We start from the raw sequence: 23,048 nt of genomic DNA on the forward strand, positions 1-23,048 counted from the left end.
TTGACTAAATTGCTTTAGTCCTCAGTAAGTTTCGGGGTCATATTCTGCGCCCCAGAAACTTGCTTCCAAAGGCACAAACCCGCCGTCTCTACCTGAGACATGAAAATGAAAAAAAACTCAATAGATCCTTAATAACTAATTAAAGCCGAATAAAAGTCCGAAAAGAAAGCATGGACGTATCTGGAACTTTGTACACCTATTTGCGTGCTTTTCTATTATATTTGGGAACCGTCTTCGTTTTTGCTGGCTGCACTCTCAGTGCGAGCTTTACCGATTTAACAGGCACAGCCGAAGCCCCCTCCGCTCCCTCCGGAAGCAACTTTTTAGGACAACTATCAAAAACCAGCGCAATAAACTGGAGTTATGAATTCGACGCCGCTGAATCATTGGAACGCGCCATCCTGAGTGCCTCGGGCGACAGAATTGTCGCTGCTGTAGTGAATAGTGGACCCGTCGTGATGCGAATTCGCCCTGACGGCAGTGTCAACACGGCGTTTGGTAACAATGGTCTAATCTCGCTACCAACCGTTCCAACATACAACGGATTCAACGCGATCTATGTCAGTGAGGACTCCAATCAAAACATTCTTGTGGGCTGGAGTCTGGAAGGTGACTGGAATGCCAACGGACGTAACTACGCCATTGCGATAGCCAGATTTAGTTCATCTGGAAGCCTTGACCTCAACTTTGGCAACAGCGGACTTTTCGTTTTTGAGCTACCCGAGCCGATCTATGTCAGAGGAATTCTGGCGGATGCCTCAGGATACTTCATAATAGGTCCCGGCAACTTTAATGGCACTGGATACCTAGGGTATATCTTTAAAATTAAAGAAGACGGTACGTTTGACACCAACTACGCTAACAATGGCCGACTGATTTTCAATCCTCCCGTTGTCGCTGGGGAGAATTTTCGGGATATGCATTTGAGTGCCGCATCTATTGCTCCCGATAGTTCACTCTATGTCACCGGGCAGATATATGGCGACATTTCGGGATACTCTGGTGTAATCTACAAAGTTCTAGCTACGGGCGCCATCGACGTTACCTGGGGTAATTCAGGCCTTGTACGCTATGACAGCCCCGCCCAGGCCTGGGACACATTCCACGACATCAAAATTCACGACAATAAAATTTATATCGCAGGCGAAGGCCCCAACTTCCCAGATCTGGATGGAGTTATCTTGCGATACAATCTTAATGGCACATTAGATAACACTTTTGACGGCGACGGCGTACAAAGGTTAAAAGACGTCGCGGGATTTGGCGGTGGAGCCGACTATGCGAGAATATTGGCTATCGACTCTGCAGGAAACATATTCATCCACGGCACCTCTCTGGACGCTGCCGATTCAAATTACACCTTTATCGCCAAGCTTTTACCCAATGGAAGCCTTGACGCCTCTTATGGAATCGCCGGAATCGCATTTATAGATTTCGAAAGAGAAGCCTGGGACTATCCCCGTGCTGCCGTCTTCAACAGTGACGAATCCATTACAGTTTTCAATAATTCCATCATCAGAGATGCATCGATGAACCAAAAAGGCAATCTGGTTTCTGCAAAGCTTTTAACCTCAGGAACCATGGACAATACGTATGGAGATAACGGATTCAAAGAAAACTCTGAAAAGTACCTGCAGAAAGTCAACTTGGAGCCAACGCACTCACAATTCCATGATGGCGCATTTTATGCCGTTTACTCTGCACAGACCGGCAATGACGGCCCTGTTTTGGTAATTCATAAAACACTTCCCAATGGAAACTCAGACACAACTTTTGGTGACTCAGGATTCTTCGTTGTCAAAAGAGTTCTCGCGGCAAAGATGATCATCAGTGATGGCATCTATTTGTTGGCCGATTACTTTGACAGCAATTCTAACGAATTAAGCCTCAGAATCTTTAAGTACTCGGTTGATGGCAGTCCGGATTCTAACTTTGGCGTCGGAGGCATCATGGAACTGCCCTGGGACGAGGACTTCGAGACCTCAACCAGAAACGGTCAAATGGCGATGGGACCTGATCTACATCTGTATGTGACAGCATATATCTTTGATATTGCTAACGGAGAACCTCATACCGCCCTTTGGAAAGTCCACTCGCAGACCGGAGCGCCCTGGGAAGATCCCCAAACATCAAAAACGATTAAGATCCTTGCACCCGCAGACAATGGGCGCAGTAACGATCCCACGATCATAGTGGATGATATCCATAACAAGGTTTACCTTATGAGTGGCGACGCACCGGGAAGCGAGACCATGATCATACGACGGTATAATTTAGACCTCTCTCCGGACACAGACTTCAATTCAACTGGAGCTCTTGCAGAAACTGAATTTTCCGGACAATTTACAGAATTCGTTGAGATCAACAAGATACATCTGTTCAATGGCGATCTTTATGTTTCGGTCTATGAACAAAACGAAGACTTTGGGGTGAGTGCTTTAGTGAAGCTTACGAACACAGGCGCGGTGGACACGAGTTTTGGAGAAGATGGCCTTGTGCACCCGGGTGGAAATCTAACAGACAGAATCTGGCATAGTGCCGATTTTTATTACGACGAAGTCCGAAAGAACATTATTGCTGCTAACTACACAGAAACTGAAGACGAGAACTTCTTAATGTCCTTCAGCCAAATAAATATCACTTCAGCACCAGTATCGACCACATTTGTGACCGGGGTGGCGAATCCCGTATATTTTAACAATTGCTCTTTCTCAAGTATTCACGGCCTACACTGCATAAGAAACGAATGGAGTCCTAGCAAAACAGAAACCTCACTGTCGATATTTAAATAATGATCGCAGGAGAGGACTCATACGGAGTTTTCTGCCGTCGGCAGAAAACGACAAAACCCAAAACGAAAATCGAAGGCGGGAAACTTCAGAAACTACTCCTGCGAAGCAGGAGTGCAGACAGATAAAATAAAAAAAGCCGACAGTTGTCGGCTCTTTTTATTTGGTGCGCGAGGGGGGACTTGAACCCCCACAGCCTTGCGGCCACAGGCTTCTGAGACCTGCGTGTCTACCAATTCCACCACCCGCGCGTTGGAATGAAGAACTATCTTGTACGCTTTCCCACACTTTGAAAACAGTTTTCGCAGAAGGTCATAAAAGGATTTCCAAGTTGCCCAAGTTTTAGGCTTTTAGACTCACCAATACCCCAAAACCTTCCACCAGATCGCACAACCTCCGGCAAAAATCAGCAGATTCAGAAGTGTCACCACAAAGCCCCACTTCCACCACTCTCCCATTGTCACATATCCAGCACCAAACAGCACCGGAGCCGACCCTGTCCCGTAGTGGGTTAAAGAGGCACACAACGAGGAAGCAAAGCCCAGAAACAGACCAAACATCAATGGCGGAGCCCCCAAGGCCACGCCCACCCCAAAGAACGACGCAAACAGTGCCGAGATGTGAGCCGTATTACTGGCAAAGAAGTAATGAATGAACACATAAAGCAGAACCAAAATAGCGGCCGCTTCCATCCACCCCAGACCCCAATGCGCGATCGAGGATTCGACGGTTTTAGAGAACCAGGCCACCACGCCCAGTTTGTTCAGGAACGTCGCCATCATCACCAGGGACGAGAACCAGGTCACTGTGTCCCAGGCGCCTTTTTCCTTCAAAAGGTCATCCCAGGTAAGGACTCCACTAAACAGAAGCACCCCAAGCCCCACAAACGCTCCAGCGGTTGCATCCACCTTGAACAGAGGATCTGACGACAACAACTCAGGTCCGCCTGCCCAGATGAACAGAAGCAGGAAGAAGACACCAATCAGAATCTTTTCGTCCAGTCGGAGCGGCCCCAGCTCTTGCAATTTTTTATTGGCATAACCAGCCGCATCCGGAGTTTCTTTGATTTGCGGAGGATAAAGCTTAAACAACACCCACGGGATGATCAAAATCGCCAGCAGACCCGGCACAAAAGCTGCCATCGCCCACTGCGCCCAGGACACATCGATCTTGGCAATATCCCGAATCCCCGCCGTCACTAAAGGATTGGGCGCGGTCGCCGTGATGAACATCGCCGACGTGATCACGTTGATCTGATAGGCCACCAAAGTCAGGAACGCGCCGACCTTCAAACGAGTCGCCTCATCCGGAAGTGACCCCATGGATTCTGAGATGGAGCGATTGATGGGATAAAGAACACCACCGCCACGAGCGGTGTTGCTTGGCATAACCGGAGAAAGCACCAGTTCAGCAAAAGACAGCCCGTAACTGATCCCCAGGGTCTTTTTCCCAATGGCGCGAACAAAGTAATAAGCCACGCGGGAACCAAGACCGGTCTTAATGAAAGCGCGGGAAATAAAGAACGAAATACCAATCAGCCAGATCAGGGTGTTGGAATACCCACTGAGCGCATCGCCCATGGCTTTACCAGGATTTCCGGGATTGGTGACTTGAGTGATACCCACCAGCAGGATCCCGATCATGGCGGCACCTCCGATCGGAAGCGCTTTACCGATGATGGCGGTGATGGTGCCTACGAAGATCCCCAGCAAGCGCCAGGCGTTGATGTCCACCCCTTCCGGCGGAGAAATCACGAACCAGAAAAGACAGGTCACAAGAAATGCAATAACGGCCGGTACAATCTTCACATGAGGTAGCTTCATCCACATCCCCGGTTTGAAATTTGCAAACAGGATATGCTTTAAGCACCTTTCGCGCCAGCAGGAAAACACCAAAACTGTGCAATCTTTACCAAAAAGCCGTGGACAAAAACAGCAGAACCAGCAGCACGGAAACAGATGATTTCAAAGATTTCATAGGCCACCTTCGGGAGGCAAAAACACCGTCTTATCGCATTTAATGAGCCTCCATCACGCAACTGAGCTGTCCTTGCAATTCTTACTTAAGTGTCTAGATTCACGACAGGTTCCAAAATCGGAATCTCATGGAAACTTTTGGAACAAAATGCAGGACTAGAGTCACTCCTCTAGATGACACAGCGAAATTCAGATATATAAAGGGCGTCACAAAAGAGGAGCTCTTATGACCAAAAAACATCATTACAGAGACTTTATCCTGAAAGAACTTGAACGTCGCCAGCGCAAAAATCCTTCTTATTCTCTTCGCGCATTTTCCCGTGACCTGGAAGTTCCATGCTCTCGCCTGTCTGAGATCCTGAATGGCAAAGTCGGCTTGTCCGAAAGCCGCGCCGTGAATCTGGCAACCAAACTGAACCTTTCCCCTTCCGAGCGCGAATTCTTCGTGGATCTGGCTTTGTCAGAGCATGCGCGCAGCGCGGTTCTTCGTGAAATGGCTTTACAGCGTGTAAACGCCCGTGAAGAAGCTTTTGAGAAAATCGGTGAAGACCAATTTGCAGTGATTTCTGACTGGTACTATTCAGCCATCACGCAGATTCTGCAATTGAAAGACTTTGATCCGACAGTTGAAAACATCGCACAACGCCTGGGCCTGACTCTGGATGTGGCCGAAAAAGCCATCGAACGCCTTGAAGCCATGAAGCTGGTTGAAAAGAACGCCGAAGGCAAGTGGTCCTCTAGCGATGCGAAGTATTCATCCACCTATGGCAGCTCTTCCGTGGCGGCCCGCAATTACTTCCTGCAAATGCAAACCAAAGCCACAGAGGCCATGAGTGCGGATAACAAACGCCGCTGGGACATGGGTTGCACGATGGTTCCAACCAACCGTGAAAAAGCCAAAGAAGTGGCTGCAAAAATCCGCCAGTTCCGCCTGGAAGTGATGCAAGAGCTGCAAAACATCGACAACAAAGATGCCCTGTTTGCCCTTTCAACAAGCTTCTTTGAAATGACAGACGTACAACCCCACTAAATAAAAAAGGCGCAGGAGACTGCGCCTTTTCTTTTTCAAACCATCCTGTTTAACAAACACTACTTCACCGCGGCTTCAAGCTGGGCGATATCAATTTTTTGCATCGTCATCATGGACTCAAAAGCCCTCTTGGCTTTGTCAGCATCCTTGCTGGTCGTCAGGTCCAGCAGAATTCTTGGTGTGATCTGCCAGGAAAAGCCCCAGCGGTCCTTGCACCAGCCGCAGTCGCTGGCAGCACCACCGTTATTGATGATGGCATTCCAGTAGCGGTCGGTTTCTTCCTGATTTTCAGTGATCACCATGAAGCTGACCGATTCATTGGGCTTAAAAATCGGCCCCCCATTCAGGCCCACAAACTTGCGACCCAGAACGGTGAATTCCACCGTCAGCTCCGTCCCCTGTTTTCCACCGGGAAAATCCCCCGGAGCGGTATTCACGCGACCCACTTCGCTATTGGGGAAAGTCTTTGCATAGAATGCGGCGGCCTTACTGGCCTCGCCGTGATCGAACCAAACACAAGTCACTAACTCCGTCATGGATTCTCCTTGGTGAACGATTTAAGAAGCTGAAAACCCTTTCAGGGTCGCTGAGCCTGCCCGGTGATGGCAACTGATCTTTACGCAACGTTCAGGGGGCACTTTTTAATGAAAACATTTTTTACATCTCGAACAAGACCAAAATCAAACCAACAACACCCAGGCCCACGACCACGCGAAAACGCAGCATGAACGCGGGAATAACAGTTTCGATTTTATTCAGCAGTTGCTTCGAGGCCGCCGATCCCACTTGGGAATGAATCTCGCGGGCTCTTTTCACACCTTGCAGGGATTCATCCAGACGAAGACCTGATCTGTGTGCGACTTTTTCCATTTCACCCATCAGGCGACGGTATTGAATCGTGGAGGCAATATAGATCACCACCGCAACACTGAATATCACCGCATAGATCACAGAAAACAGTCCCACGACAGAGGCTCCTTTGTTGTTTTTAAGAATACGGGATTTTGGGAATAAAAAAACCCCTGAAGTTGAAGTTTCCTTCAGGGGTTTAAAATTTTTTAGAATATCTCTAGAATTACTCTGATGCGGTCACTCCAATTTAAAGAAAAATTGGAGCGGGAGACGGGGCTCAAACCCGCGACCTATGCCTTGGCAAGGCATCGCTCTATCAACTGAGCTACTCCCGCATCGTTTCGAGAGAACCAAAATTACTGTTGCCTGACCCTATTGTCAACGGGTAAAAATCAAAAAAATGAAAACTTTGTTGGTCGGTCGCATCAAAAAATGGATGATCTTTGCTCTCATAGGCTGTGTTGCCTATTTTACAGGCTATATTTGGGGGCAACACCAAAAACAAAAGACTCCGCCTCCCCCACCCGTTCTGAGCAACCCTGAATAGACCTGTCGAAAACGTCATCTAGGTTACCTGCTAAAAAGATGACTCTTGCTTGTGATCGCATAAAAGGTCCCTAAACACATTTTAGGAGACCCCATGCTGAAGCTATGGCTGTGCACTTTGACCTTTCTGACTGCCGCGCCACCCGCAAACGCGGCGCTTTTTTCCAACATGGAAGGCACCTATCGTGTGCTCTCCTGTGAAAATCTGGGAGCCAATCCTCATGAATCCCTGTGTGAATATTCGCAGATGACCGTGCATCCGATGAACGATGCCACGGCCCTGTATTTCTCTCGCTGGGAAAACGAACAGGAACACGTCCGATCTTTCGGATTGCCAGTTTCCACGCGCCACCACCCGCACAGTCGCTACTGCGAAAAGGGCGACGTCTATGCAGCCTACGAACGCCTTTCTCAGGGTCATGGTGAAGTCATGATCATGAAGCGCACCACAGATGACCTGTTTCATCTGTCCATCCATTTGCGCGCCGACGACTATGGCACACTGGATGTGATCGAAATGGATCTGGAGCGTCTGACAACCATGTCCCGTCCCGTTCCGGAGCTGAACCCGGGGGTTATGACAGCGTCGTTTTAAAGCGGCGCCAGCTTGCGGTGATGGCAATCACAGCCATCGCCACAAGAATCAGAACATTCGTCGTAATCAGCCGCAAATCCCCGCCCTTAAGCATTATGTTGCGCAGAAGTTCAATAAAATAAGTCAGCGGATTGATGTAGGAAAAAATCCGCATCACCCATGGCATGTTTTCCACCGGAAACACCATGCCGGAAAGCAGCACAGAGGGGAACAGGTATAAAAAACCACCCATCATGGACTGCTGCTGGTTCTTTGCGATCGTCGAAATGAAAAGACCGATTCCCACGGTGCAAAACACGAAAGCCACTGCTGCCAGCAAAAGCATCCACAGACTTCCCCGCAAAGGCATATCAAACAACGCCACCGCCACCCCGACAATCAAGGGAATATTGCTCAACCCCAACAGCACAAAGGGCACCGTCTTACCCAGAATGACCTCCTCGGGCGACACGGGGGCTGAGATCAGTGTTTCAAAAGTGCCCATCTCTTTTTCTTTTGTTATCGACATACTGGTCAGCAAAATCGTGATCAGGCACACCAGCATGCTCATCACCCCGGGAACCAGAAACAAAGCCGAACGCATCGCTGGATTATACAGAACCCGCACATCAAATCGCAGCGGAGGATCCTGCGGATACAGCGAACGCACAACACTTCCCATATAGCGCTCAATTCCCTGAGCGCGCGTGACGTTGGTGGCATTAATCAGAAGCTGCACTTCCCCCTCGCCGCGCCCCCTGCTGCGATCAAGGCCCCCCGTCGGCGCCACCAAAACGGCATCGGCTTCGCCTTTTTGAATCTGCTCATAAGGATTCGTCGTCTGAGTCCTGGCCGGAATAAACCAACCCGACGCCAGAGCTTTACGGTGAATCTCTTGCAGGGCGCTGTCATGGGGCGCACCAAACAACCCCAGGCGGATGTTCTTGGCCTCCGTGGACAAGGCCACGCCAAAGATGGTGAGCTGAACACACGGGGCCAGGAAAAGCAAAATACGCATGCGCGGATCGCGCAAGGTCTGAAGAAACTCTTTTCGGATAAATCCCAGCAGTGTTTTCATGGTTCGACGTCTCTTTTAAATTTCCTGGTGGCCAGGGTGATCATCAAAGTAAAAAGCCCGCACAGGGCTAAGAACGACGGCAGAATACTGAAAAATCCGGCCCCTTGTAAAAACAGCGCGCGGCTGATTTCGATAAACCACCGTGCCGGCAACAGCATCGTGAAATAGAAAAAGAACTTCGGCATATGCTCGACGGGAAAGATAAAACCTGAAAGCAGTATCGTGGGCAAAAGCCCGGACAACATCGCAAACTGCATGCTGAGCTGCTGCTTGCGCGTGACCACCGAAATCAAAAGCCCCTGAGCCAGATAAGTCGAAAGGAAAATCAAACAGGCCAGTAAATACAAAATAAAATTTCCCCTGAAGGGGACAGAAAAAACCACCTGCGACATCAGAAACACAAAAAACACCGCGATGATTCCCATCACCGAATAAGGCAACAATTTTCCCAGGATGATTTCGATCGGACGCACCGGGGTGGAAAGCAAAAGCTCCATCGAGCCATTTTCCCATTCCCGGGCCACGGTCAAGGCGGTCAGCAAAATGGACAAGATAGCGATGATCGCGGCAGCAAGCCCCGGCACGACAAACCAGCGACTGTTCAGTTCGGGATTAAACAGGTAGCGCGTTTTGATTTCGACCGGTTCGCGAAATGTTCCAAATTCATTTTGCAACGCCCTTTTTTGAACCCCGCCCAGATAACCCAGTATCGATCCCGCTGAGGAATTATCAGCCCCATCAATCAGTATCTGAACCGCACTTTCATGCAAAGGCTTCAGGTCCCGCGCATAAGATGGCGGCACCAAAAGGACGGCATGCGCCCGCCCCTCATCCAGATACTGCAAGGCCTCTGCAGGGCTGTGCACATAGCGCGACTGAAAATATCCAGAGCTTGTAAAAACCCGTTCCAACAAGCGGGAATTCTGCGTTTTGCTGGCGTCATGGATCGCCAATGAAATGCGCTCCATATTAAACTCTATGGCAAACCCGAAAAACAGCACCATGACAACCGGCATTCCCAAAGCCAGGGCCAGTGTGAAAGGGTCCCGCACAATATGAAAAACTTCTTTCTGTGCAATGGCCCAGACGGAACGAATTCTCATCGTCCCTCCACTTCGGCAATAAAGACCTCTTCCAGGCTGACATCGTGAGGGTTGCGATCCGGAAAGTTCGCCGCCTTCAAACCTTCCGGAGAATTCAGTGCAATCAACTCTCCGGATCTCATCAAGGCAATGCGGTGGCACTGCTCGGCCTCATCCATATAGTGAGTCGTGACAAAAACGGTTTTGCCTTCTTTACCCAGGGCCCGAATCAGCGACCAGAACCGCTGACGGTAGGCCGGACTGACACCGGCGGTAGGTTCATCCAAAAACACGATCTCGGGATCATGCAACAGCGATGACACCAGACTGACTTGTTGTTTGATCCCGCCGGGCAGGTCTTTCACCAGGGTCTTTTCAGAGGCTTTAAAACGGATGAATTCAAGCAGTCGTTCTTTTTGTACTTTTAGCTGCTGCTCAGGAAGCTTTCTTAAAGACGCGGTGAATGTCAGATTTTCCGCCACGGTCATATCATCATAAAGCGTGAATTTCTGGGACATGTACCCGACCTTCTTCTTCACCTCGAAGGCCTGCCGTTGCACGTCCAGCCCGCAAACCCGGGTTTCCCCTTGGGAAGGCAGCAGCAGTCCGCAAAGGACCCGAATCGTCGTCGTCTTCCCCGCGCCATTGGCCCCAAGAAAACCAAAGATCTCCCCCTTCTCAACCGTAAAACTGATATCCTTCACGGCATAATAGTCACCGAACTTCACTGAAAGATTTTGCACCTCGACGGAGTTCATGGCGCCTCCTCGAGGGCGTCGTATTGCAGAAACACCTCATCAAAGGTGCGACACTGACGTTCCTTTAAAATCTGCTCCGGAGTTCCCTCCAACAAGGCTTTGCCATCAAATAACAGATGAACTTCATCACACTTCAAGGCTTCATCCATATAGGAGGTCGTGACCAGGATCAGAATATCCTCATCGCGGATCAGCTCATGCAAAAGCTCCCAGAAATCACGACGGCTTAAGGGGTCCACGCCATTGGTTGGCTCATCCAGCAACAACACCTTTGGTGATGACAGCAGCGAGCAGATCAAACCCAGCTTCTTGTACATCCCGCCGGAAAGCTGTGAAGCCAGACGGTCGGTGAACTCTTCAAGCCTTGCCATGCGCAGAAGCTTGTCCCGGCGTGACCGATAGACCTGATCGGGCACCTGAAAAAGCGTGCGAAAAAATTCAAGATGTTCATGAATGCTCAGCTCCGGATAAAGACTTTGGGTCTGAGGCATATAAGCTATGTGTTCGCGCAAGTCTGAAAAAGACACCGGCTGATCTTCGCGCCGAAAGATGATCTTGCCGCCGTCGGCCTTTAAAAGACCCATCAAATGGCGCAGGAAGGTGGTTTTACCCGCCCCCTCAGGTCCAATAACCCCATGAATGACCCCCGGAGAAAAGCTCATCGTCAGGCCTTTTAAGGCCTCCGTCGTGCGCAATTTTTTAGTGAGGCTTTCGACGGCGATGGCGATAGTTCCAGACATCAATCCTCCGCCATCCACTCCAGAGTCATTCCGGGCTTCAGAATGCCTTCGGGGTTTTCAAAACGGATCTTCACCGCATAAACCAGCCTTGTTCTTTCGTCCCGGGTCTGCACGTTTTTAGGTGTGAACTCGGCTTCCGGATTGATGTAAGCAATCACCCCGGAAAATTTTTTATCGTCCATCTCCGGCAGGCGCGCTGAAACTTTTTGATCCATCTTCAACGGAGAGATCCGGTCATGGGGCAGATAGAAATAAGCGTAAACTTCAGAAAGGTCCCCCAGCGTCAGTAACTTCGCTCCGGGTAAAACCATTTCACCGGGTTCGAAGTACGTCGTCAGCACGGTGCCTTGGATGGGCGCTGCGACTTCGCACCACTTGAAGCGGGTCTCGATTTCATCTTTGCGATTTTTGATCTGATCGTAACTTTCCTGGGCGATGCTGCCACCGCGATAAAGTCTTACGGCGCGGTCATAATTCTTTCTGGCAAGGTCATAGCCCAGACGAATTTCTTCGCAATCCAGTTTCACCAGGGACTGACCTTTTGTAACTATCTGTCCTTCTTTGACAGGAAATTCAGAAATCACGGATGACACCCGGGCAGGGATGTCCACTTTGGTCACCTCGACGGTGCCGGCATAGGAAAAATCAGATCGGAACAGGAAGGTTTTGGCGAGATACGCCAGAAGCAAAAGAAGAAGAACTGCGACAAGAGGTATCAGCTTTTTCTTAGACATAGGAAAAAGCCTAAAATAAAAAAAGCCGGGGGTCACCCGGCTTTCATGACGAAATGTCGTAAGTCCTAGTTGGCAGGTGCGAACCAGCAACGAGGGCGAACACCCGCGGTATCACGAGGTGCATAGCAAGAACCGGATTTGTAATCGGAGTTGCTCAGCTTTTCGCTTTCTTTAGCCACACACAACATACCCGCAAAGTAAGTGTCCAGACGGCACTGAGTCGCAGGGTGTCTGTCGTCAGTGCGGGAAACCACGTTCTTATCCGGAGTACCGAATGTCGGAGCGGAGGTTTCTTTACGCAAAGCCTGGAACAGGTTTGCCACAGATTGACCCGCCAAAGAAGTTCTTAGACAGATCAGACGATCTTGCTCATCCGGGAACTGAGCAGTACAAGCTGCTTCAGCCGTTGGATCCAAATCAAGATCCTTCAGGATTGCTGCGTTGTCGTCTTCAGCAAAGAAACGACGCAAGCACTTCAAAGAAGCGTAGTAGTCAGAGCCACCTTCGTTGGTCGCCCAAGCGCCACCGAACCAGCTTTGCATTTTTGGAGCACCACCGTTGTGGTGACCGAACTCGTGGCACGCTACCAAAGCGAAACCTTCGATGTTCGTCGCCGGGTGACGAGCCAAACCACCATACATGTTCAACACTTGAGTGTTGCCGGATCTTTGTGCGGAAGCATTTACAGTACCATCATTCCAAAGACGGTTGATTTTCAAGCGATCCCCCATCGCTTCAACGTCCTTCGCAAACAATCTTTCAAGACGGTCCAAAACCATGTTGAATTGTTGTTCGGTGATACCACCCACGGTGAAAACACCAGCTGGGATGTACAAATTGTTCTCTGGAACGAATCCGGAGCACAGTGTCACAGATTCAGATGTCGCTGTTTGGTGTGTGAAGCCTACAGTTGCAACCAATGCAACAACGGCCAACGCACGACGTAGTGTCGTTTTTGTCATGACTTTCCCCTCCTTGAGTCTAGACGTTAAAAAAGCCTATCAACATGATGCGGACAAACTCAAACATTTAAATAAGTTATGAAGCGCTGCACCTTGGTCTGGAAATCAGTCAACCGATTTTGATTAAAGAATTGCAGTGCAATTGACGAACAGAATCAAGTCAAAGTTTTTCCAACACTTATTAGGAGTCGTCCATGAATTCTTCCTCGTCTTGGTTCCGCGGTTTGCGCGGGCGTCTGTTGTTCTCGGCCATCTTGCCCGTGATCGCATTCGCTGTCCTCACCACCATCTCTTGGCGCTCAATGAACAGCCTGGGAACCATGCTGACAGGCGCTTACACCGAAGTCGTACCGAACATGGACGCTCTGGGTCAGTTGGGCATGCAGCGTGCCCGTATTGGATATTTCATCTGGGCCGCCCTGGCCAACGATGAAGACCAAAAATCCCGTGAAAGCTTTATCAAACGCGCCCGCAGTGCCTTTGATGAATTCAAAAAGTTTGAAGAAGTTTATGCCAGCACCAAGTTCACTGAAGACGAAGCCAGGAACTGGGCGAAACCTCAGGCCATCAAAGACTCCTTCTATAAGTTAACAGAACAGATGATCTATCTGCTCGATCAAAATAATGCTGTCGCCAACAAACAAGTTCACACGGCAATGAATGGTGGTGAATGGCACGTGATGGCCATCGCCTATCAGGATGCTATCGCCGCCAACATGAAGCTTTACCGCGAAATCTCCGCAGCCAATGACAAGCTACAACAGGACGAGCGCAAGTTTCAGGCTCAACTGCTGATGTTGATCTCGGCTTTGTGTGCGACACTGGTGTTCGGTATTTTAATGTGGATCGCTTACCGCGTTTCCAACACAGTCAGCACTATCGCCACGGGTCTTTCTGAGGCCGGCACTCAGGTTTCCGGTGCGATCACGCAGTTGACGGCGGCGGGACAGACCCTTTCCCAGTCCTCCACTGAAGCGGCGGCCTCCCTGGAAGAAACTGTCGCTTCTTTGGAAGAAATGTCCTCGATGGTTAAAATGAACTCCGACAATGCAAAGCAAGCGGCGTCGCTGTCCCAGTCCTCCAAAGACTCGGCAGAACAAGGTCAAAACGAAATCACTCTGTTGATTTCCTCCATGAACGATATTTCCCATTCCTCCAAAAAGATTGAGGAAATCATCAGCGTCATTGATGACATCGCCTTCCAGACCAACCTTCTGGCATTGAATGCGGCGGTTGAGGCCGCTCGCGCTGGCGAACAAGGTAAAGGCTTTGCCGTGGTGGCTGAAGCCGTTCGCGCACTGGCGCAACGCTCCGCAGTTGCTGCAAAAGACATCACTGTTTTGATCAAAGACAGCGTTGAAAAAGTGGACCGCGGCTCACAAATCGCCGATCGCTCTGGCGAAGTTCTTCAGACCATCGTGACCTCCGTGAAAAAGGTCGCTGACCTGAACAACGAAATCGCCGCGGCAAGTTCGGAGCAAACCACCGGCATTCAGCAAATCAGCAAGGCCATGAACCAACTGGATCAGGGGTCTCAGGCAAATGCGGCCTCTTCTGAGGAGATTGCGGCGTCGTCTGAAGAAATCAGCGCCCAGGCCCAGCAAATGCAAACCATGGTTGTCAGTCTGAATGAAGTCATCCAGGGCGCCGGCAAACACGAACCGGCACCAGCCGCGGCAGCCCCTGCACGCCCGTCTGCTGACAAAAAAATCATTCCGTTTGCGAAGAAAGCAACCAAATCTGCGACTCCGACTCCACGCGTGGAGAAAAAGTCACAGGGCAGCTCCGTCATCCCGTTTGATGATGACGAGCCCCGTGGCAAAGTAGGCACCACCGACGGCTTTTAATTCTTTGCTCCCCCATACCCCTTGCGCTACTATGGGGGAGCATGAAAATTCCATTCAATTTACCGCCTAAAAGCTCGAACGAAGAGAAGTACATTTCTCAAGCCATCTCCAATAAAAAACTCAGCGGAGAAGGTCAGTTCAACAAAAAATGCACCGAGTGGTTCAATAAGAATCTTCCGACTTTGATGACCGTGATCACCCCGTCCTGCACCTCGGCCCTTGAAATGGCCATGGTTCTGGCTGACATCGGTCCGGGCGATGAAGTCATTCTGCCCTCTTTCACCTTCACCTCCACCGCCAACGTCGTGGCCCTGTATGGCGCCATTCCGGTTTTCGTGGATGTGGATCCCAAGACCATGAACATCGATGTTGATGCTATTGCCAAAGCCATCACCGCCCGCACGCGCGTCATCATGCCGGTTCACTATGCCGGCGTGGGCTGCGAGATGGACAAAATCATGGAGCTTGCGAACAAGCACAACATCTGGGTGGTTGAAGACGCGGCTCAGGGTATCTTTGCTTCCTACAAGGGCAAAGCCTTGGGAGCTTGGGGACATATGGCGGCTTTCAGCTTCCATGAAACCAAAAACATCGTCTGCGGTGAAGGGGGCGCCCTGACCATCAACGATCCCCGCCTGGTGGCGCGTGCGGAAATCGTGCGTGACAAAGGGACCAACCGTCAGCAGTTCCTAAACGGTCAAGTGGACAAGTACACCTGGCAGGACAAGGGATCTTCCTATTTGCTTTCTGAACTTTCCGCCGCCTTCCTGTTGTCGCAACTGGAAGAGGGCGAAAAGATCACGGCTCGCCGTATGGCGATCTGGAAGCAATACTACGACGGCATGGCGGATCTGGAAGCCGCTGGCAAAGTTCAGCGCATGACGGTGCCTGCGGATGCCAAAGCCAACGCGCATATCTTCTATTTCCTGCTGCCGACCATGCAAACACGCATTGAACTGTGGTCCTACCTGAAGGATGCCGGTATCCAGTCCACGTTCCATTACGTGCCTTTGCATTCCGCGCCTGCGGGTTTGAAGTACGGAAAGGTCAGCGGCAGCATGGCTGTCACTGATGATCACTCGGCCCGCTTGCTGCGACTGCCTTTGTGGGCGGATATGACAGCGGCGGATGCTCAATTCGTCCTGGACGAAGTTAATAAATTTTTTAAGGGGAAATAAATGAAGGGTATTATTCTTGCCGGCGGAGCCGGTTCTCGCCTTTACCCAATGACCCGGGTCATGACCAAACAGCTTCAGTCCATCTATGACAAGCCGATGATCTATTATCCACTGAGCATTCTGATGCTGGGTGGGATCAAAGACATTCTGATCATTACGTCGCCGGATGATCAGCCCTTGTTCAAAAAACTGTTGGGTGATGGCTCCCAGTTCGGTATCAAACTTTCTTACGTGGTTCAGGAAAAGCCAAACGGTCTGCCTGAAGCCTTCGTTTTGGGTGAAGACTTTATCGGGAACGACGATGTCTGCCTGATGCTGGGGGATAATCTGTTCTATGGAGACTTGACCTTCTTCCGCGATGCAATCAAGGCCCAGAAAGAAAAAGCTGGCGGCCTGAATGGCCGTGTGTTTGCCTACTACGTGGCGGATCCTTCCGCTTACGGCGTGGTTGAATTCGACAAGACCACCAAAAAAGTCAAATCCATCGAGGAAAAACCCAAAGTTCCAAAATCCCAGTACGCCATTCCGGGCCTGTACCTGTTTGACAAAACAGTGGCCAAACGCGCGAAAGCGCTGAAGCCCTCCCCGCGTGGTGAAACCGAGATCGTGGACCTGATCCTGAGCTATCACAATGAAGACACTCTGGGAGTGGAAATGATGTACCGTGGTCTGGCATGGCTGGACACGGGCACTCCACGTTCACTTCTGGATGCGGCTTCATTCATCGGCGCCATCGAGGAACGTCAGGGCATGAAAGTAGCCTGCCTGGAAGAGGTCGCTTACCGCATGAAATTCATCACTCTGGACCAACTGCAAAAGATCACGGCTGATTTGCCGAAATGTTCTTACCGCAGCTATCTTGAAAAAATCATCTCTGAGGAAATCTAGTTCATGAAACAGACTGTTCTGCTGACCGGTTGCGCCGGCTTTATCGGATCGAACTTTATCAAGACCATCACCTGCCGCGACAGCATCAAGGCCCAGTATGACTTTGTCATTCTGGATGCTTTGACTTATGCCGGACGCCTGGAAAACATTCAAGCCCACTTGGATGCACACAAGCACCTGACTTTCGTGAAAGGCGACATCCGCGACACCAAGCTGGTTCATGAACTGTTCCAGAAATACAACTTCAGCGGAGTTTTGAATTTCGCGGCCGAATCCCACGTGGATCGCTCGATTGAAAACCCGAACATCTTCGTGGAAACGAATGTTCTGGGCACTTTGAATCTTCTTAAAGAAAGCTTGAATCTTTTTGAAAAGAATCCGGCCTTCAAATACCTGCAAGTTTCCACCGATGAAGTCTATGGCACCTTGCAAATGGAAGACCCGGCATTCACTGAAGACACGCCGATTTCCCCTAACAGCCCGTACAGTGCTTCCAAAGCCAGTGCGGATTTGATGTGCCGTGCGTTCTTTGAAACTTATAAAATGCCAGTGGTGATCACCCGCTGCTCGAACAACTATGGTCCTTATCAGGTAGAAGAAAAATTCATTCCACTGATGATCAAACGTGCTTTGGCCAACGAAAAGTTACCTATCTATGGCACGGGCATGAACATCCGTGACTGGATCTATGTGGATGACCACAATGAGGGCGTATGGCTGGCCTTCACCAAAGGCAAAGCCGGTGAAGTCTATAATCTGGGTGGAAACTCGGAACGCCAAAACCTGGATGTGGCGAAAATGATTCTGAAACACCTGGGTAAGCCAGAGTCTTTGTTAAGCTTTGTCACAGATCGCAAAGGCCATGATTTCCGCTATGCGATCAATTATTCCAAAGCGCAGAAAGAACTGGGATGGAATCCGACCGTGCGCTTTGAAGAAGAAGGCCTTGGCAAGACCATCGAACACTTTAAATCCCTATGGGCGAAATAAAGGTTCTTCACTGCATCCAGTCCTTAAGCTGGGGCGGGCTTGAAATTTACACGACGGAACTGATTCAGAAGCTGGCCGAGACCGGCCTGAATCAACGCGTGCTGTGTTCGGCCCACTCGCGTGTGGCCGAAGAGCTGAAAAAAACCTCGGTGGAAGTCATCACCTTCCCCCAGAAAAAAATCTCGAAGCTGCAGGAAGCACGTTTGATTCGCAAGATCGTGCGGGAAAACGGAATCACTCACCTGCAGTCCCACACCCGACTGGATATGTGGGCTTGCGTGCTGGCACGCTGGAACTCGTCCACCCCCAAACACGTTTATAATCTGTACATGAATGCTCCGGCAAAGAAGGACTTGTTCCACCGCTGGATGTTTTCCAAAGTCGATGCTTTGTGTTCATCATCTGAGTTTGTATTAAGCGAGGCTCGCAAAAACTTCCCGATTGATCCATCCAAGCTGACTTTGATGCGCTATGGGCGCAAAACGGAAGAGTTCAACTCCAACCCGGAGGCCCGCCTTACTTTGCGTGAAAAGCTGGGGCTGAAACCTTCCGAGCTGGCCTTTGGAACTTTGTGCCGCCTGGATGCCGGTAAAGGCGTGCGCGAGCTGGTTGAAGCTTTGGACCATCTGACCGATGATGAAGTACAAAAGATTCATATGGTGATCGTGGGTGATCCCACGATTGAAAGCCGCGACAGCAACGGTCAGGTGACTTACGAAGCTCAGTCTTTGGAACTCAAAAACTGGATTGAACAAAAACAGCAAGAGCCGCGCCTGAAAGGCCACTTGCACCGCATTCCTTTCCAACGCGACTACATCCCGTACATTGATGCTTTGGATGTGTTCATCCTGGCTTCTTACAACGAAACCTATTCGTTAAGTGTGCTGGACGCCATGCTGATGGAAAAGCCTGTGATTGGCACTGATGCCGGTGGAACGACCGAACAGGTCGGTAAAAATGAACGCGGCTATCTGGTTCAGCCCAAAGATCCCAAGAGCCTTGCTCAGGCTTTGAAGTTTTATATTCAGAATCCAGAAATGGCCCGCGAACAGGGCAAAAAAGCCCGCGCCTGGACGCTGACCCAGCACCGCTGGCAAAGCACCCAAGAACAGACCCTTAAATTGTACAAAGATTTGATGAAGGGCGTCCGCTAAGGAACGCCCAGGAATCTCAAAGACTGAACCACGACTACGACCAAAACGTAGGCTGCGACGTTAAAGACCACAAGCTGCATCATCGCAAACTTCCAGGAGCCGGATTCACGAATCTGCACACCCACCGTGGACATACACTGTAAAGCAATCAGGAAGAAGATCATAAGACCAATCACCGAGCTGACGGTGAAGATCTTTTCACCGGCGGCATTGGTGGCTGTGCTCATCTGAGTCAGCAAGGCCTGCTGCTGGGAATCCTCATCGGTGTCCGTGATATTGAAAGTCACTGCCATAGAGGACACAAACACCTCACGCGCGGCAAAGGCTGAAATCAGACCCACACCCACACGCCAGTCCACGCCCATCGGCTGAACCACCGGCTCGATAAACTTACCCGCACGCCCCACATAACTTTCTTCCAGCTTTTGGTGCGCATCTTCTGTTTGATAATTCGGGAAGGTTGTCCCCACCCAGATGATCACCGCAAACGTGAAGATGATCGGGCCTGCGCGCTTTACGTAGGACAAAGTGCGAGTCCACGCCTGACGCAAAATCACGCGCAACTTAGGACGGCGATAGATCGGCAGCTCCATCATAAAGAAGGACGGCTCGGTGCGCGGGATGAATTTGCTAATGATACCCGCAGCAAAAGCGCCCACCACGATGGAACCCAGATAAAGTCCCGCCATCGCAAGGCCGGCATACAGCGCCGACTGACCATGGAACAGGAACGCAATACACAAAGCATACACCGGCAAACGCGCCGAACAGCTCATCAAAGGCACCACAAAGGCCGTGATCAGACGATCTTTGGTGGATGGGATATTACGAGTGGCGATGATCGCAGGCACCGCACAGGCAAAACCTGACAGCAAAGGCACAAACGAACGACCGCTCATTCCCAAGGCCGAGAACGGACGATCAATCAAAGTCGCTGCGCGCGCCAGATACCCCGTGCTTTCAAGCAGGCCGATGGCCACAAACAAAATAAAGATCTGCGGAACAAAGACCATGAACGCAGCAAAGCTGGTCACCACGCCGTTTGCCAGGAAGTCCGCCCACAGCGCACCCGGCCCCCAAGCTGCCACAGTTTCAGCAAAACTTGTGAACCATCCGTCGATCAGATCCATAAACGGAGTTGCCAGCCAGAACACGCTGGCAAACAAACCACCCATAATCAGAATAAAGAACAAAATACCAAACCAAGGATGCAGCAAAACGCGATCCAGTTTTTCCGTGGTCGCAACGATGCGGTTCAGACGCTCTTGCGCATGATCGGTTTTATGCTGAAGAGCTTCCTGCGCAATGCGCTCGCACTCTTTCAGTTTTTCTTCCTGCTGGGCAAAACCCCATGGCACAGGACGGGAGGGCTTATGGGACGAGCCCAGTTTTTTCGCTTCAGCCACGATCTCAAGCAGCCCCCCTGCCAGCAGACCATCGAAAGCCAGAACCTTGCAGCCAAATGTTTTTTCAAGGTAAGCCAAATCCAGATCGACCCCTTCGCGACGAAGCAGGTCGGACATGGTCACAACCACCAGCATCGGGAATCCGGTTTCTTTCATCTGCATCACCAACTGCAGATGACGGGACAACTGAGTGCCGTCGACCACCACGATGATGCCATCGATTTTATCGACCTTGGGATTTTCATAGATAGAGCGAAGAGTCACCCACTCGTCAGCACTTTTCGGGTGCAGACTGTACGTACCCGGCGTGTCCATGGCTTGCAGTCCTTCACCCAAGTGAGAAGCCAGATGCCCCAGGGAAAACTCCACAGTGGCTCCAGGATAGTTCACGGTTTTAAAACGGGAGCCCGTCAGCCAGTTATAAAGTGTCGTCTTGCCGGAATTTGGAGCCCCAACAAGGGCCACACATTTTTCTGCGATTGCTACTTCAGCGTCACCAGAGCGCATGCCGCCTCCTCTTTTCTCAGGGCCAGGAAACTGGTGTTAAAACGAATCAGCAAAGGACCTCCGAATGGAGCTTTCCCCAAAATAGTGATGATAGAGCCAACTCTTAAACCCATTTCGTGCAGACGTTCACGCAAAACATCCTCACCGGCAAAACCGGTGATTTCGACGGACTGGCCTGACTTGATTGTCATGTCGTGTAAATTCATGTTTTCCCCTGACGATATGCTTAGTTAAGGGGTCCAGAGCCTAAAGGGAAGTCCTTTGACCACCCCCTTAGCCATTGAAAGCCAATTGAAAATAACTATTAAGAAGACTCACATTCCTGAGGCTTAAGTCTGGTTTTTAGGACCTTTGGTTAAGTTCAAACCCAGCCTACCGATCCGAAGTCTATATGGATTTTGGTATTAAGACTTCAATCGGTATTGGCAGCTTGATCCTAATAACTTCCCTCACTGCGGGAGCTTCGCAGGTGTTTTACAGCCCCTCGCTGTGCGCCCCGGAACACCTGACCTTGTTTGTCACCAACAAAACAAATGAACCACAGCGCGTATGGACCCAAGTGCGCTATGGCGCCGAGATCGACGAACGCCACAACGACCTGGAAGCCAAAGCCCAGATCAAAATCCGCGGCACCAGCTTCCTTCCGGAAGCTCAGGCTTTTTCCGTCAAAGCCTGGGATAAAAATGTCATTCAAGTCACAAGCTCCTGCGATGATTCTTTCAGCACTCCTTTAACCGACACGGCATCGCCTGAAGTCACGCACTGGCTGCCGTCTTCGGTTCAAAGCGTGAAGCTTCACTTGTTGAACCTTTACTTAAAACCAAACGCTGTCCGCCTGAAAGCCTTCAACCGCATGGGCGCCGTGATTGGCGAAAAAGAACTCAAGCTTGAGAAGTATTATGATACATCAGTATTCAAGTGGAACTTAAACCAATCCATCGCCCGCATTGAAGTTCAGGGCGCAGAACGTCTGCATTCAGTGCTTAGTTATGACAATGGCTCGAGCGAACAAGTCAGCCCCCCGGTGGCGCTGAAACCTGTGACGTTGCCGGTGGATACCACAAAAACTTACTTCCTGGTTTCAACCAAAGATCCGCAAGCAGACGAGGCCTTTGTGATTGCTTTGGACAAGCCAGAAACTATCGCCACGGCTCGCGAACAGATTCGTAACCCGAATCTGGAAAAAATCGTGGTGGCTGGAATTGAACTGGGAAATGGCGGGTTCAACCGTGCGTTTCTTTCCCGCGACAAGGCCCCTTATTCGTGGTCGGTGAACCGCGTGGACGCCTTTGCAGACTTTGCACATATTGACTGTGATGGCAGCCCCGAACTGACTGAAGAACGCCTTGAACAGAAGCTGAATGAAGGCGGACGTATTTGTTTCTGGCGCTACCGTGTGGTGCGCGAACTGACCGCCGGCGAAGTTGCCAGCGGCAAACTCAAGCCCTAGACGGCACCACCGTAGAGGCGCCCTGCCCTGCGGTTTCTGCGACATAGACGCGCACACTTTTCACACCATACTGTTTGAACTCCGCAAAGAATTCTTCAGCCAGCAGGCGGGACAACTGTTCCACGCTGGTGTTGGTCACTGGCAGCAATGACACTTCTTTGGCCGGGAACACATAAAAACGATCACGGAAAGTCACTTCCAGCGAATTGCCGTTTTTTTTGAATTTCATGTCCTTTTGATTTTCCGGCAACAGCACCATCTCGTCCCACTGATCCAGGCGGGCTTTGATGTATTTTTTAAACACATTGAAATCGATGAAGTACCCGTCAGAATGCAATTCTTCTTCGGAAGGCGTTTTGATGTCGACTTTAACCTGGTAGTTATGACCATGCAGGCGCTCTGCGTGTGTTTCATCAAAGATCAGAAAGTGCGCGGCAGAGAACTTGAAATTTTGTTTTGCCAAATGCAATGTGGTCGTGGACATACTCACCTCGGAATGACTATAGT

Annotated in this window: 21 protein-coding genes and 2 tRNA genes; 9 read left to right on the forward strand and 14 right to left on the reverse strand. The window is 50.4% G+C overall.

Going from position 1 to position 23,048, the window contains the following annotated elements; translation table 11 throughout:
• The first annotated feature begins 170 nt into the window (after positions 1-170).
• Positions 171-2,792 (forward strand): delta-60 repeat domain-containing protein, encoded by a 2,622-nt coding sequence (locus B9G79_RS09650; RefSeq protein WP_088565328.1) that lies wholly within the window; start codon positions 171-173, stop codon positions 2,790-2,792.
• A gap of 161 nt (positions 2,793-2,953) precedes the next feature.
• On the opposite strand, the gene B9G79_RS09655 is transcribed toward B9G79_RS09650, so the two are convergent.
• Together B9G79_RS09655 and B9G79_RS09660 are read right to left on the reverse strand one after the other, a co-directional pair.
• Positions 2,954-3,040: transfer RNA gene (locus B9G79_RS09655), tRNA-Leu, on the reverse strand.
• Positions 3,041-3,145: 105 nt separating this feature from the next.
• A complete protein-coding gene (locus B9G79_RS09660; RefSeq protein WP_088565329.1) occupies positions 3,146-4,618 on the reverse strand; it encodes an anion permease in 1,473 nt (490 codons plus the stop codon).
• A 373-nt stretch (positions 4,619-4,991) separates the two neighbouring features.
• Here B9G79_RS09660 and B9G79_RS09665 point away from each other — a divergent pair, with 373 nt between their 5' ends.
• Positions 4,992-5,795, forward strand: coding sequence for a TIGR02147 family protein (locus B9G79_RS09665; protein WP_088565330.1), 804 nt, complete (start codon positions 4,992-4,994; stop codon positions 5,793-5,795).
• A 59-nt stretch (positions 5,796-5,854) separates the two neighbouring features.
• On the opposite strand, the gene B9G79_RS09670 is transcribed toward B9G79_RS09665, so the two are convergent.
• The 3 genes from B9G79_RS09670 to B9G79_RS09680 form a co-directional block, all read right to left on the reverse strand.
• Positions 5,855-6,331, reverse strand: a complete 477-nt coding sequence (locus B9G79_RS09670; protein ID WP_088565331.1) for a VOC family protein — start codon at positions 6,329-6,331, stop codon at positions 5,855-5,857.
• Positions 6,332-6,452: 121 nt separating this feature from the next.
• A complete protein-coding gene (locus tag B9G79_RS09675; protein WP_088565332.1) occupies positions 6,453-6,761 on the reverse strand; it encodes a hypothetical protein in 309 nt (102 codons plus the stop codon).
• A gap of 145 nt (positions 6,762-6,906) precedes the next feature.
• A tRNA-Gly gene (locus B9G79_RS09680) sits at positions 6,907-6,982 on the reverse strand.
• A gap of 305 nt (positions 6,983-7,287) precedes the next feature.
• On the opposite strand from B9G79_RS09680, the gene B9G79_RS09690 reads away from it, so the two are divergent.
• On the forward strand, positions 7,288-7,788 hold the full coding sequence (locus B9G79_RS09690) for a hypothetical protein (protein ID WP_232468526.1): 501 nt from the start codon (positions 7,288-7,290) through the stop codon (positions 7,786-7,788).
• Here B9G79_RS09690 and B9G79_RS09695 read toward each other — a convergent pair.
• The 6 genes from B9G79_RS09695 to B9G79_RS09720 form a co-directional block, all read right to left on the reverse strand.
• Positions 7,769-8,845 carry an ABC transporter permease gene (locus tag B9G79_RS09695; protein ID WP_088565334.1) on the reverse strand — a complete coding sequence of 359 codons (1,077 nt, stop codon included), beginning with the start codon at positions 8,843-8,845 and terminating at the stop codon, positions 7,769-7,771. The two genes, B9G79_RS09690 and B9G79_RS09695, sit on opposite strands and share 20 nt — an antisense overlap.
• Positions 8,842-9,948: an ABC transporter permease gene (locus B9G79_RS09700; RefSeq protein WP_088565335.1), complete on the reverse strand. Its 1,107-nt coding sequence runs from the start codon at positions 9,946-9,948 to the stop codon at positions 8,842-8,844. The genes B9G79_RS09695 and B9G79_RS09700 overlap by 4 nt, the downstream gene beginning before the upstream one ends.
• A complete protein-coding gene (locus tag B9G79_RS09705) occupies positions 9,945-10,685 on the reverse strand; it encodes an ABC transporter ATP-binding protein (RefSeq protein ID WP_088565336.1) in 741 nt (246 codons plus the stop codon). Before B9G79_RS09705 ends, B9G79_RS09700 begins: the two co-directional genes overlap by 4 nt.
• The gene (locus B9G79_RS09710) at positions 10,682-11,425 is read right to left on the reverse strand and encodes an ABC transporter ATP-binding protein (protein ID WP_088565337.1); all 744 of its coding nucleotides are present in this window, start codon (positions 11,423-11,425) and stop codon (positions 10,682-10,684) included. Before B9G79_RS09710 ends, B9G79_RS09705 begins: the two co-directional genes overlap by 4 nt.
• On the reverse strand, positions 11,425-12,159 hold the full coding sequence (locus B9G79_RS09715) for an efflux RND transporter periplasmic adaptor subunit (RefSeq protein WP_088565338.1): 735 nt from the start codon (positions 12,157-12,159) through the stop codon (positions 11,425-11,427). Before B9G79_RS09715 ends, B9G79_RS09710 begins: the two co-directional genes overlap by 1 nt.
• A 65-nt stretch (positions 12,160-12,224) precedes the next feature.
• Positions 12,225-13,121, reverse strand: a complete 897-nt coding sequence (locus tag B9G79_RS09720) for a hypothetical protein (protein ID WP_232468528.1) — start codon at positions 13,119-13,121, stop codon at positions 12,225-12,227.
• A 194-nt stretch (positions 13,122-13,315) separates the two neighbouring features.
• On the opposite strand from B9G79_RS09720, the gene B9G79_RS09725 reads away from it, so the two are divergent.
• From B9G79_RS09725 to B9G79_RS09745, 5 genes are read left to right on the forward strand one after another with little or no spacing between them, the layout of a single operon-like run.
• Positions 13,316-14,968: a methyl-accepting chemotaxis protein gene (locus B9G79_RS09725; protein ID WP_088565339.1), complete on the forward strand. Its 1,653-nt coding sequence runs from the start codon at positions 13,316-13,318 to the stop codon at positions 14,966-14,968.
• A 41-nt stretch (positions 14,969-15,009) separates the two neighbouring features.
• Positions 15,010-16,146: a dTDP-4-amino-4,6-dideoxygalactose transaminase gene (rffA, locus tag B9G79_RS09730; protein WP_088565340.1), complete on the forward strand. Its 1,137-nt coding sequence runs from the start codon at positions 15,010-15,012 to the stop codon at positions 16,144-16,146.
• The gene (rfbA, locus tag B9G79_RS09735; protein WP_088565341.1) at positions 16,147-17,034 is read left to right on the forward strand and encodes a glucose-1-phosphate thymidylyltransferase RfbA; all 888 of its coding nucleotides are present in this window, start codon (positions 16,147-16,149) and stop codon (positions 17,032-17,034) included.
• Between the two features lie 3 nt (positions 17,035-17,037).
• The gene (rfbB, locus tag B9G79_RS09740) at positions 17,038-18,024 is read left to right on the forward strand and encodes a dTDP-glucose 4,6-dehydratase (RefSeq protein ID WP_088565342.1); all 987 of its coding nucleotides are present in this window, start codon (positions 17,038-17,040) and stop codon (positions 18,022-18,024) included.
• On the forward strand, positions 18,012-19,178 hold the full coding sequence (locus B9G79_RS09745) for a glycosyltransferase family 4 protein (protein WP_088565343.1): 1,167 nt from the start codon (positions 18,012-18,014) through the stop codon (positions 19,176-19,178). Before rfbB ends, B9G79_RS09745 begins: the two co-directional genes overlap by 13 nt.
• On the opposite strand, the gene feoB is transcribed toward B9G79_RS09745, so the two are convergent.
• Positions 19,175-21,091: a ferrous iron transporter B gene (gene feoB, locus B9G79_RS09750; RefSeq protein ID WP_088565344.1), complete on the reverse strand. Its 1,917-nt coding sequence runs from the start codon at positions 21,089-21,091 to the stop codon at positions 19,175-19,177. The genes B9G79_RS09745 and feoB overlap by 4 nt on opposite strands.
• Positions 21,067-21,297 (reverse strand): FeoA family protein, encoded by a 231-nt coding sequence (locus tag B9G79_RS09755; protein ID WP_088565345.1) that lies wholly within the window; start codon positions 21,295-21,297, stop codon positions 21,067-21,069. The genes feoB and B9G79_RS09755 overlap by 25 nt, the downstream gene beginning before the upstream one ends.
• A 185-nt stretch (positions 21,298-21,482) precedes the next feature.
• Here B9G79_RS09755 and B9G79_RS09760 point away from each other — a divergent pair, with 185 nt between their 5' ends.
• A complete protein-coding gene (locus B9G79_RS09760) occupies positions 21,483-22,541 on the forward strand; it encodes a BP74-related protein (RefSeq protein ID WP_088565346.1) in 1,059 nt (352 codons plus the stop codon).
• Here the strand turns inward: B9G79_RS09760 and B9G79_RS09765 are convergent.
• Entirely contained in the window at positions 22,531-23,025 is a 495-nt protein-coding gene (locus B9G79_RS09765; protein ID WP_088565347.1) for a 6-pyruvoyl trahydropterin synthase family protein, read from the reverse strand. The genes B9G79_RS09760 and B9G79_RS09765 overlap by 11 nt on opposite strands.
• Positions 23,026-23,048: the final 23 nt, after the last annotated feature.

Source organism: Bdellovibrio bacteriovorus, from assembly GCF_002208115.1.
GTDB lineage: Bacteria > Bdellovibrionota > Bdellovibrionia > Bdellovibrionales > Bdellovibrionaceae > Bdellovibrio > Bdellovibrio bacteriovorus_C.

Excerpts from the sequence above, each read along its gene's own strand:
- B9G79_RS09690 (WP_232468526.1), top strand. The coding sequence starts at position 7,288 with ATGCTGAAGCTATGGCTGTGCACTTTGACCTTTCTGACTGCCGCGCCA.
- rfbB (WP_088565342.1), top strand. The coding sequence starts at position 17,038 with ATGAAACAGACTGTTCTGCTGACCGGTTGCGCCGGCTTTATCGGATCG.
- B9G79_RS09670 (WP_088565331.1), bottom strand. The coding sequence starts at position 6,331 with ATGACGGAGTTAGTGACTTGTGTTTGGTTCGATCACGGCGAGGCCAGT.
- B9G79_RS09695 (WP_088565334.1), bottom strand. The coding sequence starts at position 8,845 with ATGAAAACACTGCTGGGATTTATCCGAAAAGAGTTTCTTCAGACCTTG.
- B9G79_RS09720 (WP_232468528.1), bottom strand. The coding sequence starts at position 13,121 with ATGACAAAAACGACACTACGTCGTGCGTTGGCCGTTGTTGCATTGGTT.
- B9G79_RS09650 (WP_088565328.1), top strand. The coding sequence starts at position 171 with ATGGACGTATCTGGAACTTTGTACACCTATTTGCGTGCTTTTCTATTA.
- B9G79_RS09700 (WP_088565335.1), bottom strand. The coding sequence starts at position 9,948 with ATGAGAATTCGTTCCGTCTGGGCCATTGCACAGAAAGAAGTTTTTCAT.
- B9G79_RS09665 (WP_088565330.1), top strand. The coding sequence starts at position 4,992 with ATGACCAAAAAACATCATTACAGAGACTTTATCCTGAAAGAACTTGAA.
- feoB (WP_088565344.1), bottom strand. The coding sequence starts at position 21,091 with ATGCGCTCTGGTGACGCTGAAGTAGCAATCGCAGAAAAATGTGTGGCC.
- B9G79_RS09710 (WP_088565337.1), bottom strand. The coding sequence starts at position 11,425 with ATGTCTGGAACTATCGCCATCGCCGTCGAAAGCCTCACTAAAAAATTG.
- B9G79_RS09745 (WP_088565343.1), top strand. The coding sequence starts at position 18,012 with ATGGGCGAAATAAAGGTTCTTCACTGCATCCAGTCCTTAAGCTGGGGC.
- rfbA (WP_088565341.1), top strand. The coding sequence starts at position 16,147 with ATGAAGGGTATTATTCTTGCCGGCGGAGCCGGTTCTCGCCTTTACCCA.
- B9G79_RS09705 (WP_088565336.1), bottom strand. The coding sequence starts at position 10,685 with ATGAACTCCGTCGAGGTGCAAAATCTTTCAGTGAAGTTCGGTGACTAT.
- B9G79_RS09755 (WP_088565345.1), bottom strand. The coding sequence starts at position 21,297 with ATGAATTTACACGACATGACAATCAAGTCAGGCCAGTCCGTCGAAATC.
- rffA (WP_088565340.1), top strand. The coding sequence starts at position 15,010 with ATGAAAATTCCATTCAATTTACCGCCTAAAAGCTCGAACGAAGAGAAG.
- B9G79_RS09760 (WP_088565346.1), top strand. The coding sequence starts at position 21,483 with ATGGATTTTGGTATTAAGACTTCAATCGGTATTGGCAGCTTGATCCTA.
- B9G79_RS09715 (WP_088565338.1), bottom strand. The coding sequence starts at position 12,159 with ATGTCTAAGAAAAAGCTGATACCTCTTGTCGCAGTTCTTCTTCTTTTG.
- B9G79_RS09660 (WP_088565329.1), bottom strand. The coding sequence starts at position 4,618 with ATGTGGATGAAGCTACCTCATGTGAAGATTGTACCGGCCGTTATTGCA.
- B9G79_RS09725 (WP_088565339.1), top strand. The coding sequence starts at position 13,316 with ATGAATTCTTCCTCGTCTTGGTTCCGCGGTTTGCGCGGGCGTCTGTTG.
- B9G79_RS09765 (WP_088565347.1), bottom strand. The coding sequence starts at position 23,025 with ATGTCCACGACCACATTGCATTTGGCAAAACAAAATTTCAAGTTCTCT.